General features: G+C 37.5%; 11 protein-coding genes. 4 read left to right on the forward strand and 7 right to left on the reverse strand.

The window, feature by feature from the left end; translation table 11 throughout:
* Nucleotides 1-497: 497 nt before the first annotated feature.
* The 3 genes from JNUCC74_RS17560 to JNUCC74_RS17570 form a co-directional block, all read right to left on the reverse strand.
* Nucleotides 498-767 (reverse strand): hypothetical protein, encoded by a 270-nt coding sequence (locus tag JNUCC74_RS17560; RefSeq protein ID WP_077318654.1) that lies wholly within the window; start codon nucleotides 765-767, stop codon nucleotides 498-500.
* A gap of 382 nt (nucleotides 768-1,149) precedes the next feature.
* Entirely contained in the window at nucleotides 1,150-1,950 is an 801-nt protein-coding gene (locus JNUCC74_RS17565) for an N-acetylmuramoyl-L-alanine amidase (RefSeq protein WP_179104329.1), read from the reverse strand.
* 383 nt (nucleotides 1,951-2,333) lie between these two features.
* A complete protein-coding gene (locus JNUCC74_RS17570; protein ID WP_077318652.1) occupies nucleotides 2,334-3,818 on the reverse strand; it encodes a potassium/proton antiporter in 1,485 nt (494 codons plus the stop codon).
* A 416-nt stretch (nucleotides 3,819-4,234) separates the two neighbouring features.
* Here JNUCC74_RS17570 and JNUCC74_RS17575 point away from each other — a divergent pair, with 416 nt between their 5' ends.
* The 4 genes from JNUCC74_RS17575 (at nucleotide 4,235) to JNUCC74_RS17590 (ending at nucleotide 8,609) form a co-directional block, all read left to right on the forward strand.
* On the forward strand, nucleotides 4,235-4,372 hold the full coding sequence (locus JNUCC74_RS17575) for a hypothetical protein (RefSeq protein WP_454066307.1): 138 nt from the start codon (nucleotides 4,235-4,237) through the stop codon (nucleotides 4,370-4,372).
* 1,028 nt (nucleotides 4,373-5,400) lie between these two features.
* Nucleotides 5,401-6,495 (forward strand): flagellin N-terminal helical domain-containing protein, encoded by a 1,095-nt coding sequence (locus JNUCC74_RS17580; RefSeq protein ID WP_454066308.1) that lies wholly within the window; start codon nucleotides 5,401-5,403, stop codon nucleotides 6,493-6,495.
* A 243-nt stretch (nucleotides 6,496-6,738) separates the two neighbouring features.
* A complete protein-coding gene (locus JNUCC74_RS17585; protein WP_454066309.1) occupies nucleotides 6,739-8,457 on the forward strand; it encodes a methyl-accepting chemotaxis protein in 1,719 nt (572 codons plus the stop codon).
* Between the two features lie 14 nt (nucleotides 8,458-8,471).
* Complete coding sequence (locus JNUCC74_RS17590) at nucleotides 8,472-8,609, forward strand: hypothetical protein (RefSeq protein ID WP_454066310.1); 138 nt, start codon at nucleotides 8,472-8,474, stop codon at nucleotides 8,607-8,609.
* A gap of 512 nt (nucleotides 8,610-9,121) precedes the next feature.
* On the opposite strand, the gene pstB is transcribed toward JNUCC74_RS17590, so the two are convergent.
* From pstB to JNUCC74_RS17610, 4 genes are all read right to left on the reverse strand, one after another.
* Nucleotides 9,122-9,964 (reverse strand): phosphate ABC transporter ATP-binding protein PstB, encoded by an 843-nt coding sequence (gene pstB, locus JNUCC74_RS17595; protein WP_454066311.1) that lies wholly within the window; start codon nucleotides 9,962-9,964, stop codon nucleotides 9,122-9,124.
* A gap of 14 nt (nucleotides 9,965-9,978) precedes the next feature.
* The gene (gene pstA, locus JNUCC74_RS17600) at nucleotides 9,979-10,863 is read right to left on the reverse strand and encodes a phosphate ABC transporter permease PstA (RefSeq protein ID WP_454066312.1); all 885 of its coding nucleotides are present in this window, start codon (nucleotides 10,861-10,863) and stop codon (nucleotides 9,979-9,981) included.
* Between the two features lie 2 nt (nucleotides 10,864-10,865).
* The gene (pstC, locus tag JNUCC74_RS17605) at nucleotides 10,866-11,771 is read right to left on the reverse strand and encodes a phosphate ABC transporter permease subunit PstC (RefSeq protein WP_425445273.1); all 906 of its coding nucleotides are present in this window, start codon (nucleotides 11,769-11,771) and stop codon (nucleotides 10,866-10,868) included.
* A gap of 307 nt (nucleotides 11,772-12,078) precedes the next feature.
* A complete protein-coding gene (locus JNUCC74_RS17610) occupies nucleotides 12,079-13,071 on the reverse strand; it encodes a PstS family phosphate ABC transporter substrate-binding protein (RefSeq protein WP_077318647.1) in 993 nt (330 codons plus the stop codon).
* Nucleotides 13,072-13,282 lie beyond the last annotated feature (211 nt).

The raw sequence follows: 13,282 nt of genomic DNA on the forward strand, positions 1-13,282 counted from the left end.
TTAGTGGATCTATGCAATCACAAAGCACTATGTAAGATAACGTAGTGCTTTTGTTGTCGATATCTACTTTTACTAGTTTGAAAGTAGCTTCGTTAGCCAAACCCAGTGATAATTCGGCTCTTTCCGTCATTTTATTTTTTATTGGTGAACGTATAAATGTTAGCGAAATAACCATATTTAGTTTTACTCGTATCAAGTACTTCTATGTTAAGAGTAAAGATAATACGTCAAGTCTAAGAGGGAAATAACAGTACCTAACCTGATCCGTTGGAACAAGAAAAAGAAAGATTTCTTGGTAGTTCTGTGCGGTGTTGATGTAACTTCCGATGCTGCTCCGGCAGAAAAAATGTTTTTCATTTTCGGAGATAACAAGTAAAACGATAGAGTGCACGCAAAAAAATGTCTTTCTTTTTCAAGGAGCAGTTAGATAATTTAGTGTTTGTTTTACTTCTATCAGTAGGAGATAAAGGAAAAGCGTTATAGAATGAAGCTTCCCTTTACTTATGTATAATAAATACACTAAATAGAACACCTATATTTACTCCGATTAAGATGGCGATGGCAAATAAACCAATCCCTATCTCCGCCCACTTTCCATCAGCAAAGATACTAAGAATAAATAGGGTGAAGCTAAGCAGGCTAACAACTGTAGTAATCAGATAAACAATGGTTCGATGGAGATAACGTGCTAGTACAATGATTGTAATTGCTGCGAAAAAACCGGCAAGAATAAAGGGGCTCCATCCGTTAATAAGATATTTATACATCATAAAACCTCCAATAATAAATAAAAATCCCTACGAAGTGTTTCTAGAAAGACGGTTACATGTAAATTTTAAATAGGAATGGGTGGACTAATAATGGTACGAATTTTTTATAAAATATCAATATTATAGATCACGAATGAAGTCCTTTGTATGTATATTCTTGTACCTTTAAAAACAGCACTATTTTGGTCTAATCTGCCGCCAACTTTTGATTCGTTATAGTCTATGCCATTGCTCTAACTGAAGTAATTGCTTACTTGTACTTAAGTAACAAAGAATTATTTCTAAGCTAGAATATTTCCTCATGTACAAGTAAAAACAAGCGCCTTTTTGATAAAAAGGACACTTGCTTGTATCGCTTACATTCAACAACGCTACCTTTTTAACGATTTTCTCTAACTATATAGGCATCTGGCACACCTGCGCGTTTTACTTTGGCCAAATGTGCTTCAGCATTCGTTTTATCTGTAAATGCACCTGCCTGAACTCGATACCACTTTTCTCCAGATATCGTAATTAATGCAACAAAGGAATCAATCCCTTTTGTTTTTAGCATCTGAACACGTTGCTCCGCATGATCTTTTGCTTTAAATGAACCAGCGACAATTCGAAAAACGGTTCCGGAGCCTGCCTTTTTTTTCAGATTGAACGCTTTTTCCAACCCATTAATGTGGCCGCGAGCAACTGTTTCTCTCCATGAAGCAGTGCGCATCAATGCAGCATCATTAGGATTATCAATAAAGCCGTTTTCCGTTAACAGAGCTGCCATAGCCGACTCTCGCAATACGTGAAAATTTGCTTTTTTCTGTCCCCGATTCTGCAAATTATTTACTTTCGTAATCTCAGCGTGAAGCAGGTCTTGATAACGCCCTGTTTCAGAACTATCGGAGAGCGAAGAATGAATATAGTCCTCATACCCCCTAGCAGAACCATTAAAAGCATTACAATGAATCGAAAGAAAATAATCTGCACCCCAGCTATTTGCATCATTAGTACGCTGAGCGAGGCTAACGGTAGTGTCTGTCGTTCTGCTCATCCTTACTTGAACATTGCTATACTCATTCGTCAAGATATTTTTTATTCTTGTAGCGATATCTAATGTTATATTCTTTTCATATAGTCCATTACCAGATGCGCCGTTGTCAGATCCGCCATGACCAGGGTCTAAATATAGCTTCATGATCATTCCTCCATTCTTTTATTTTTCCTTCCCTACCAAAATATGCTGTCGAATTTAATCGAATTGGATAGTCATCATATTTTAGCTGCAAATCCATACCTGTCACCTTGTTTATTAATGGATAGATTAGCGAGTTACATGTAGATCAACTAAAGTTAGCCTAACTACTTAAATTGGCAAGGAGGTTTCATGAAAAAAGGGGAAAAGGCTTGATAAAAAAATGATAGGAGAGTCCGCTCCGAAGTTGAACCAGAACATCGAAAAGTCGCGTTTAAAGCTACAAAGCCTGAAAACGAAGCATGCAAAAGGAGCTGCCCAATACATCAACTGATTGGACAGCTCCTTACCTTACCTGTTAGGAAATAAAAGTTGAATTATAGTAAATTCTATACATCTTTGTCAACTTTTTTTGTAGGCACTTTTTTTTCTTTTTGTCCGACTAATACTTTCTTCGCTTTTACTCTATTTTTCTTATTACTCAACACATAAACAGTATCGTCCTCTAAAAGAGCTGTATCACCGGTTGGTGTGATAATTTGTTTGTCGCGAATGATCCCAATAACTAATGTATCGTCGGGAAATTCAATATCATTTAATGTTTGGTTAGTAGCAGGCGACTGAGAAGAGATGCGTACTTCCATAATTTCTGCTTCTGTGTTGCCTAAGTGAATTAACTCCAGTGATGGCTGACCAGGCTCCCTTTTTTCTCCGGTTAAATCGAGCTTAGAGGCCAGCCAAGATAATGTACTTCCTTGTACAAGTGCGGATATAAGCACAACGAAGAAGACAGCATTAAAAATAAGATCACTATTTTCAACATCAGCAACAATCGGGTAAGTTGCTAGGACGATTGGTACAGCGCCTTTTAGTCCTGCCCAAGAAATAAACAGCTTTTCCTTTAGGCTATATTTCATAAATAACATCGTAATAAATACAGCGACAGGTCTTGCGATAAACATTAAGATAAGTGTTAATAATATGCCTTGCCAGAAAACAGATGGCAATTGATTGGGAAAGACAAACAGTCCAAGTAAAATAAACATAAGAATTTGCATCATCCAAGCAAATCCTTCGTTAAAGCGCATAATCGAGAAGCGATACATTAAATCGCTATTGCCGACAAACACTGCCATCACATAAACAGCAAGTAAGCCACTACCACCGAGGAAGTCAGCAATAAAATATGTAGCTGTTGCCATACCAACTGCAAGAGCGGGATATAGTCCCGATGTATCTAAATCAATATTATTAATGAAAAGAACGGTAACTTTTCCAAGCACTATTCCAAGAATTAGACCTAAGCTCATTTGTAGAAAAAAGCTGCCGACTGTTGTCCAGATGGAAGCATCGGGAATTTGAATTAACTCGATAAAAGCTACAGTGAGGAAGACAGCCATCGGATCATTCGAGCCTGATTCTGCTTCCAATGTTGATTTTAGTTTTGCTTTTATATTTTTACCGCCCAGAACCGAAAATACAGCAGCGGCATCAGTTGAACCTACAATTGCTCCAAATAACATACCTTCTAATAAGGTAAGATCTAATATGTACATTGCAGCAATTCCAGTTAAGATGGTCGTAAGTAAAACACCGATTGTTGCGAGTAATCCGGCCGCGCCAAGAATTGGACGAACAAGCTCCCATTTTGTTTGAGTGCCGCCTTCAAATAGGATAATAATTAATGCCATAATTCCAATTAGCTGCATCAAGTGAACATTTTCAAAGTAGATGAATCCATTTAAGCCCATACCGATTAAGAGGAATAAAACAAGGGCAGGTAATCCGAGTCTTGAGGAAAATTTTGCGGCAACTACTCCGACAATAAGCATGGCAGATACAAGAAAAATAAGCATTTGCAACGATAAGTCCATGTTGAACAACCCTTCCAGAAAATAATCTTCTTTTATTATACCGATAAATTTTATGTTTTGAAAAAAATTGAAACTTTGTATTGTATGTAAGCGTGTAAAATTGTATAAGCGATGAGAGCAGACCAATATAACGCTTTAATGTTCCATTTATTTCGATATGCAGAATGAAACATTGCTTGAATCAAGATTACATGAAGAAAAGGAATAATGCACCTACCACATAGCAGCAACAAAAAAACAGGCTTCATTGACAGCTTACTTTTATTTTGTTTTTTCCGCCATGAGAGAAAACTAAACTTTCTTGGAAGAGTTTTTACTAACAAATGTATGTTTATTGGAATAAGTTAAGCCATTAAACGAATACTAAACATAAAAAAATATAGCTAGCTATTTCATTTTTGCAAGGAGGTAACGTGATGACAGATAAGCAGCGACAATTCAAAGAAACGAGGAACCATGGAGAGCATCGAAATGGACGTAAAAGTCCATATAAAAATAGTAATTCACACGGGCAAGATATACCAAATGAATATGTAAGTGATCGGAAAAAATAACATGATGGGCATAAGCTAAATAGCACAAACCGAACAATTATAAAAGAATTGTTCGGTTTGTTTGTGTTTAGAAAAACTTGGCTTGTCACCAAGTCTTTAGCGAAAGCCGTAGTTTTTCTTATACGATAAAGTGAAACTTCATTTCTTGGAATGCTTTTCCCAAGAAATGTTAGTACCACAAGGGTATGACCTAAAGGCCCTTGAACCAATCGGGCATTTAGGTGCCGTTTTCTCTCACTTTGACCCTTTGCACGAACTCAGGACTTGAAGTGGGAAACTTACGGCACCTTACATGCGGGATAAACCATAAAAATTTTATTCTTTCTTAATATAGTGTAAAAAATTCCCATCCTCGCTACGTCAACATATTTCGCTTTCCGCGGGCACGGCTTCAGCTTTCTCGGAAAGCAAAGATCGCTTTCCTGCGGGATCTTCAGCTCGAGCTATTCCCGAGAGGAGCCTACATATGTTGACTACGCTAAAAACTTGCGTATACATTAGAAAAGCTTGGCTTATCGCCAAGTCCTTAGCGAAAGCCGTAGTTTTTCTTATACTATAAACCCTAAAATTTTATACTTTCCTATAGTACAAGGGCGATTTTTTGTTCGTTTTTTACCCAGCTGTTTTCGTTATGTCCCAGCCCCTTTATCAATGTCTAGACTTAAGTAACTTAGGTTTTTATACGTTAAAAAGTAGATTCGAAAGGGAATTAGAGAGTGGTCTGTACTAAATGCCTTTCGAGTTTTCTTTATAGTTAAAGTAACAAAAAAGTATAAGTTAAAAATTTTTTATAAAAAACCTTAAACATTCTATGAATCTACCGATATAAAGATTGAGTCAGCGAAAGGAGAATAGCTAACTATTTGAACCGATTAAAAAAAGTTTATCAACTGCGAGTGCTATTCCCATAACTGATTAGCATTAATATTGGTAATAACTCCTTAATAGGAGATTATTATAAATAAAACTAGCAATTCACAAGGATAGGGCTTGCTAGTAAAAAACAATCACATGGAGGTAGGAAAAACATGATTATTAATCACAACATTGCGGCGCTAAATACGCACCGTCAACTAGCAGCAAACAACACTGCTGTACAAAGCTCTTTAGAAAAACTTTCTTCAGGTCTTCGCATCAACAAAGCTGGAGACGATGCAGCTGGCCTAGCTATTTCTGAAAAAATGCGTGGTCAAATTCGTGGTCTAGAAATGGCTCAAAAAAATGCACAAGACGGTATTTCTTTAGTTCAAACTGCTGAAGGAGCTCTAACAGAAACACATGCGATTTTACAACGTATGAATGAGTTAGCAGTACAATCAGCAAACGATACAAACATGGATGACGTTGACCGTGAAGCAATGCAAGAAGAAATCAACGCATTAATGGAAGAAATCGATGAAATTGCAAATAGCAGAACTGAATTTAACACGCAAAAATTACTTGATGGATCATTTAAAGATAAAGTATTCCATATTGGTGCAAATAAAGGTCAAAGCATCACTGTTTCTATCGATGCAATGGATACGAAGTCAATTGGACTAAATACTGAAAAAACAGCGACAGCTGATAATCTAGATAAAGCTGGATTAGAAGCACTAGGATTTACTGGTGTTGATGCTGCTGCAACAGCAGATGTACTAAAAGATGAAAACGACCAAGTAATCGGATTGGAAGTAGCTGGTAAATTCTATAAACAATCTGATGTACAACTAAATGCAACAGGCGATGCTTTAGAATTAAAAGCAGGCGTTGATGCAGATGCGGCAGCTCTTAAAGCTACTGACGGAACGGATCTTGCAGATGGTGGGAAGTTTGGCGGAACTATCTCCATTGCAACTCAAGAAGATGCAGATGCAGCTATTAAAACGATTCAAGATGCAACAAATGTTGTATCTACACAGCGTGCTAAGCTTGGTGCAATCCAAAACCGCTTAGAGCACACAATTAACAACCTAGGAGCTTCTGCAGAGAACTTAACTGCTGCTGAATCTCGTATCCGTGACGTAGATATGGCTAAAGAAATGATGGCATTCACAAAGAACAACATTCTTACTCAAGCAGCTCAATCTATGCTTGCGCAAGCTAATCAAACGCCACAAGGTGTACTTCAATTACTTCGTTAATTTTAAAGAATTTATTGGGAGTTCTAGTTATGTCTAGAGCTCCTTTTTAATTGTCTAAGAAACGATATCTGTTTGTACATGATGGATAACTTTTTTTGAAAAGTAGCATTGGAGACATCCGACGAAGGAAAAAATCTAGATATTCCCTCTACAAATTTATCAACATTTACATTTATTTTACATTTACTTAATATTCAATTGATATACTAAGGTAAAGTAGGTAAAAAGTAGGGGGTATTTCGTTTGAATAAAAAAAGACAACCATGGAGAAACAACATGGTTTCGTTTACGAAAAATATCCAGGCAAAGTTCAGCTTGCAAAGCCGGTTACTCATTTTATTTATCGGATTATTACTTGTTTCCGTTATTGCCGTTGGTATTAGTTCCTATACGCAGGCTAAGCAGATGACGACAACGACGATAGAGAATCGTTTAGAACGGGAAACGGAATTGATGGGATACATAGCAGATAATTTAAATTTTTTATACGTAAGTGATGAAGATTACTTTAAACAACAACTAGAAGCAAATGTGCGTACACAAAAAAATAAGTTAGCTGATGAAGGAATCCGTTCCGAATATTTTTACATAGAAGCTGGTAAAGCGATCCCATTTAAAGAAAGTGAGGGTAACCTTCCAAGTGTTTCCAAATCCATTCTTAATGAAATAGGGGACAAGGAGAACGGGTTAATACGTAAGAAGATAGACGGTGAATCTTACACGTTTGCATTTCAGAAAATGGATGAAATAAACGGAATTTATGTATTAGTCGTACCAACTTCCTCCTACATGGGGCCAGTTCAAGAAATGGCAGTTGATATGAGCACGATTATTATTATAGGTGTTATTATAACCGGTATAATAGTTGCTTTGTTTGTACGAAGCTTAACCAATCCATTAACTGCCTTACGGGAAACGATGAGAGAAGTTAGAGATGGTCAAATTAAAGCACCTGTACCCTTACAGACGACATTGCCAGATCTTATTTCGCTACATAAGAGCTATGAAACGATGATTACGTATATGCGAACCATGCTTCGAGACATTAAGGAGACAACGGTTCAGTTAAAGGAAACGGGAGCAGACTTGCAAGCATCAGCAACAGCTAGTCTTGATTCTGGTGAGCAGCTGAAAGAAGCAATTCTTATCGTTAAAAATGGTGCAGAAGAAACAGCAGCAAGTTCTGAAGAAAGTGTGAATCAATTTCGTGAAGTAAAGGAAAATCTCGAACAGACGATGGAGCATATGGATCGCTCTTATCGAAGTTCAGAGGTGATGAATCATTCTGCGAAAGTGGGCGAACAGCAAATGGAAAAACTTATGAATACTATTACATCATTTGAGTCTGATTTTACGCATCTAACAAATACAGTTTACCAGGTACGAGAAAATTCCAGAGTGATTACGAAACTTGTTGATATGATTCAAGGCATTGCGGAGCAGACAAAGTTGTTAGCCTTAAATGCAGGAATTGAGGCAGCCCGAGCCGGTGAAGCTGGGAGAGGATTTACGGTTGTTGCTCAAGAAGTACGTAAACTGGCAGAAAAGTCCTCCGAAGCAGCAGTTGAAATTACGGGTTCAATTGCGCAAATGGATGCAAATACGGTATCTGCTGTTGATGAATTTGAACAAATGCTAGCGAAAACAAAAAAAACGTTAACCATGTCAGAAGTTGCGAAAACATCATTTGACGAATTATTGCAGGAAATAACGCAAGTTACTAGCCATTTGCAGGGGATGCAACATCAGTTGCAGGCAGTTGAAGCGATGTTACCCGGACTAGAGGAGCGAGCGGCAGGGTATGAATCTGTTTCTCAAGAGAATTTAGCAAGTGCTGAACAAATGCTTACGACCAGTGATGAACAGGTAGTACAATTAAGGGCGAATCAGCAGATTGGAAAACAGCTAACGGATATATCTGCTGCTTTAGCTCAACATACGGAGCAATTTCAAATTTCTTAGGAAGAATTGAACCCATGACAGAAAAGCATTCATTTAGAATACATAAGAGTGAGGATACTACGATTAGAGCTAGAAGAGCGGTCTCACCCGCAAAGCAGAACGCTGTAAAGTCGGAAAAGAATGCTGCTACGGACGAAGAACAAGATAAATAAAGTCAACAAAGTAAGAACAGCTAGCTGAGAGCCGGAGTAGTCTAACCATAGCAAATGCATAAAGAATTTGCTGTTCATATTACAGTTTGATCTAGCTTTCTTCTTGTGCGCGTATAGTTTTAAACTTTATAGACGAATAAAAAATCCTGTTCGTTAACGGTCAGGATTTTTTGCTCGTCTACAAACTTGCGTCCGATATCATTTAAATGTGGACACAGAAATAACCGAAAATGATAGATAAACGCAATTAGGCAATCACCCGCATAAAGCTTAGTGATAGCCTAGTTTATATATAGGGGAGCAATTTTACAAAATACCTTTAAACTTCATTACATCGTAAACAATGAATCATTTTTATCCCGCATCTAAGGTGCCGTAAGACTCCCACTTCAAGAGCCTTGAGTGGATACAAAAGGGTCTAAGTGGGAGAAAACGGCACCTAAATGCCCGATTCGTTCAAGCTAACATTCAGTAGGAGATGGAAGAAAACTCCTACTGAATGAAGTTTCACTTTATCCAAAGCGGCCGGAAATATAATCTTCTGTACGGCTATCTGCCGGGTTGGTAAAGATAGTATCTGTTTTGTCAAATTCTATGACTTCTCCATTTAGGAAAAACGCAGTACGATCAGAAATACGTGCCGCTTGCTGCATATTATGCGTAACGATAATAATTGAATAATCCTTTTTCAATTCTTGAATAAGCTCTTCAATACGTAAGGTAGACTTCGGATCGAGGGCGGAGGTAGGCTCATCCATTAAAATAACATCTGGCTCGATCGCTAAGCAGCGGGCAATACAAATTCGTTGCTGTTGTCCACCGGAAAGGCCGTAAGCATTTTCTTTCAATCGGTCTTTTACTTCATCCCAAATCGAAGCACCACGTAAACTTTTTTCCACGATCTCATCGAGAATCTTTTTGTTGCGAATGCCATGGATTTTTGGGCCATAGGCGATATTTTCATAGATGGATTTTGGAAATGGATTTGGTTTTTGGAACACCATACCAACGCGCGTGCGTAAATCTTCTACTTTAAATGATTTATCTAAAATACTTTTGTCATTATACATGATTTCTCCAGTAGTTTTAACACCGGGTACGAGCTCAACCATACGATTTAGTGTTTTTAAATAAGTTGATTTACCACAACCGGATGGCCCGATAATAGCTGTAACTTCTTTTTCACAAATCGATAGGTTAATATCTTTTAACGCATGCGTATCGCCATACCATAAATTTAAGTCTTTTGAATCAAAAACGATTCTTTTATCTGATTTTGCTTTTATTGTTGCAGCAGTTTCTGTAATCGTAACCTGTGCATTCGTTGTAACCTTTGGTTTTGTTAATGTGGCCATTTGCTTCACTCCTCTTAATATCGCTTTTGGAACTTATTGCGAATAAAAATTGCCGTTGCGTTCAAAATGAATAGTAATACAAGCAGGACAATGATTGTTGCGGCAGCTAAGTTGGCATATTCTGCAACTAAGGAAGAGTCAATTGTCCAATAGTAGACTTGCATTGGGAGCACGGTGAATTTGTCAAATAGTCCAGTTGGAAAAGGAATAAGCAATGCTGGAATTCCAAGCACAACCAGTGGTGCTGTTTCCCCAATCGCTCTGGACAAAGAAAGGATCGCTCCTGTTAAAATACCAGGAAGTGCTGCCGGTAAAACGATGTTTTTTACGGTTTGCCATTTTGTTGCTCCCATTCCATAGGAAGCTTCACTAAGATGTTGTGGTACTGCACGAATAGCTTCTTGTGACGCTACGATGATAATTGGCAGTACAAGTAAAGACATGGTTAGACCACCAGCCAATACAACATTGCTAAATTCAAGCGCACGAACAAATAATGTCATCCCAAGAATCCCATAAACAATGGAAGGGACACCGGCTAAATTGGCGATGTTCGTTTGTACAAATGAATGGAATCTTCCTTTTTTGGCGTACAACTCTAAATAAATAGCTGTACCAACTCCTAAAATTAGAGTTACGGGAATAACAACGACCATGAGCCAGAATGTCCCTAAGATAGCTCCCATAATTCCTGCTTGTTCAGGAGAAGTAGATAAACGATTGGTTAAGAAATCCATATTAATCCAGCTGGCACCTTGCATGATGACACGGATAATTAAAATGGCAAGTACGACTAAGCCAAAAAGGGTAGATAGAAAGAAGATCGTTTTTAAGATATTATTTTTTAAAATTCGTCTGTTCATTTTTTGTTGAACTTGCTCTCTATTTACATGTTTCATAATTAATATTCCTCCCTAAACTTACGAGAGACATATCTTGCCAATAGATTCATAATTAACGTAAACACAAACAATGTCATAGCCACCGCATATAAACTATAGTAAATGGTTGAGCCTGCAGGTGCTTCCCCGCCGGATACTTCAACAATGTAAGCCGTCATTGTTTGCATGGATTGTGTAATATCAAATGTAAAGTTCTTAGAGCTTCCACTTGCGATCGTTACAATCATTGTTTCACCAATCGCACGAGAAATACCAAGTACAAAGGATGAAATAATTCCAGATAGCGCTGCTGGAATTACAACTCGAAAAGTAACCTCTAGTTTCGTAGCTCCTAATGCAAGTGCACCTTCACGCATCGCATTGGGAACGGAAGTCATTGCATCTTCAGAAAGGGATGCAATCATTGGAATAATCATAACCCCCATTACTAATCCAGGACTTAAAATATTCGTTGCTTCCACATTTGGGAAAAACTCACGAATAAGTGGTGTTACAAATGTAAATGCAAAGAAACCATAAACAATTGTAGGGATTCCCGCAAGTACTTCGAGCATTGGCTTTAGCATTCTTCTTACCCGATCAGATGCATATTCACTTAAGAAAATTGCTGTCATAATTCCAATCGGACCGGCAACGAGCATAGCGATAACCGAAGAAATAATAGTACCGTTAATAAGTGGAAGTACACCGAATTCAGGATTTTGACTTAATGGTTTTAGCACGGTTCCAGTAAAGAATTCTAAGATGGGAACGCGCTTAAAGAATTCTACCGTATCCGTTAATAACGTATATACAATACCAATTGTTGTTAAAATAGAAACAGCAGCAATCAAGAAAAGGAGCACTGGCATTATCTTTTCCATTGCTCTATTTATATTTGGACCGTTTTTTTTCTCTGCAATCATGTGTTTAATACTAACTTTATCGTGATTGTCTATCTTGCTGTTCAGTGCCATCAAGGGGCCTCCTTTCTTGAACGAAAAAACTCACAAGAAGATGAGAGCGTATCAGCCCTCATCTTCTTAAGTTATATGGTAAATGTTAACAATGAATAGAGGATGTACAAAATGGTAGTTTATTAAACTTGTACTTAACTAAGAAGAGTTAGATCATGTATGCAGCTGCCTTCCTCTATTTGAAAGAAGCACTTTTTCTAGAAAATAAGAGTGAAACCATTAGTAGATTTTCCTACTAATGGTTGAGGTCACTATATTATTTTTTTAGAGCTTCCAAATCGCTTATTAGGGTTTTTGCTTCTTCTTCTGGAATTGGTGCAAAGCCAGTTTCACCAGCGAATTTATTCACGTTATTCATAATAAATAGTGCATAATCAAGTACTTGAGGCTTCTCTTTTGCATGATCTACATTTAAGTAAGTGAATACTGGACGAGTGTAGCCAGCGTAGTCGCCATCTTCAGCAATGGTGTCAAGAGATGGTTCAACTGGACCTTTACCAAAGTCAATTTTTACAGCTTTCACTTTATCTTTGTTATTGTCATAGTAACCAAAACCAAAGAAGCCAATTGCGTTTTTATCTTCAGCAACAAGAGTTACAAGTGTTGAATAATCTTGTTGTAGGTTAATTCCACTTACTAGATCTTGTTCTTCTAAAATATTTTCATAGAAAAATTCGTATGTCCCATGGTTTTCGTTTGGACCATAAGTTTGAATTTTTTCATCTGGCCATTCTGGATTTACATCAGACCATTTTGTTGATTTACCAAGGAAAATATCTTTTACTTGGTCTTGAGTTAATTCAGTAGCCCAATCATTGTCCGGGTGAGTTACAATTGTAAGTCCATCTAAAGCAACTTTTAATTCTTTTATTTCCATTCCAAGCTCTTCAGCTTTTGCTTTCTCTTCATCTTTAATCACACGAGAAGCATCATTAAAATCAGTTCCATCTTCTGCTAAGAATTTTTTAAATCCTGCACTAGTTCCAGCTCGGCTAACTTCTACAGAGACATCAGGTTTTTCTGTCATATACTCTTCAGCTAATTTAGCCATTAGAGGATAAACCGTACCAGATCCGTCGATAACGACGCTACCTTCTACTTTTTCCGAACCGCCTTCTGCGCCAGTATTTTCAGATGTTTCGTTTTCTTTCTCTTTGTTGTCCCCTTCTTTTGAATCTGAGCCACAAGCTGCAACTACTACTGCAAGTGCAGCGATAAGAAGGAACATAAGATACTTCTTGAACTTCATTAAAATTGCCTCCCCTATTTTGAGTAGATATAAAATTGAGGTTTATGCCTCTCACTAGCTAGTATAGTAGGCAAATATTAAATAAGTATGATGTGAATGTAAAGGTTTTGTAAATTATTAAGAAATTCTCTCACATTTTGCTAGTAAATTTAATAGTTGGCTTGAAGAAAACGAGGGAGTTTTTTATTTAGGGAAACGTGATGGGACGAGG

The sequence above is a fragment of the Cerasibacillus sp. JNUCC 74 genome, assembly GCF_053667775.1.

What these genes read in the sequence shown, in the direction of transcription:
- JNUCC74_RS17560 (WP_077318654.1), bottom strand. Translation starts at nt 767, where the DNA reads ATGTATAAATATCTTATTAACGGATGGAGCCCCTTTATTCTTGCCGGT.
- JNUCC74_RS17570 (WP_077318652.1), bottom strand. Translation starts at nt 3,818, where the DNA reads ATGGACTTATCGTTGCAAATGCTTATTTTTCTTGTATCTGCCATGCTT.
- JNUCC74_RS17575 (WP_454066307.1), top strand. Translation starts at nt 4,235, where the DNA reads ATGACAGATAAGCAGCGACAATTCAAAGAAACGAGGAACCATGGAGAG.
- JNUCC74_RS17580 (WP_454066308.1), top strand. Translation starts at nt 5,401, where the DNA reads ATGATTATTAATCACAACATTGCGGCGCTAAATACGCACCGTCAACTA.
- JNUCC74_RS17590 (WP_454066310.1), top strand. Translation starts at nt 8,472, where the DNA reads ATGACAGAAAAGCATTCATTTAGAATACATAAGAGTGAGGATACTACG.
- pstB (WP_454066311.1), bottom strand. Translation starts at nt 9,964, where the DNA reads ATGGCCACATTAACAAAACCAAAGGTTACAACGAATGCACAGGTTACG.
- pstA (WP_454066312.1), bottom strand. Translation starts at nt 10,863, where the DNA reads ATGAAACATGTAAATAGAGAGCAAGTTCAACAAAAAATGAACAGACGA.
- pstC (WP_425445273.1), bottom strand. Translation starts at nt 11,771, where the DNA reads ATGATTGCAGAGAAAAAAAACGGTCCAAATATAAATAGAGCAATGGAA.
- JNUCC74_RS17610 (WP_077318647.1), bottom strand. Translation starts at nt 13,071, where the DNA reads ATGAAGTTCAAGAAGTATCTTATGTTCCTTCTTATCGCTGCACTTGCA.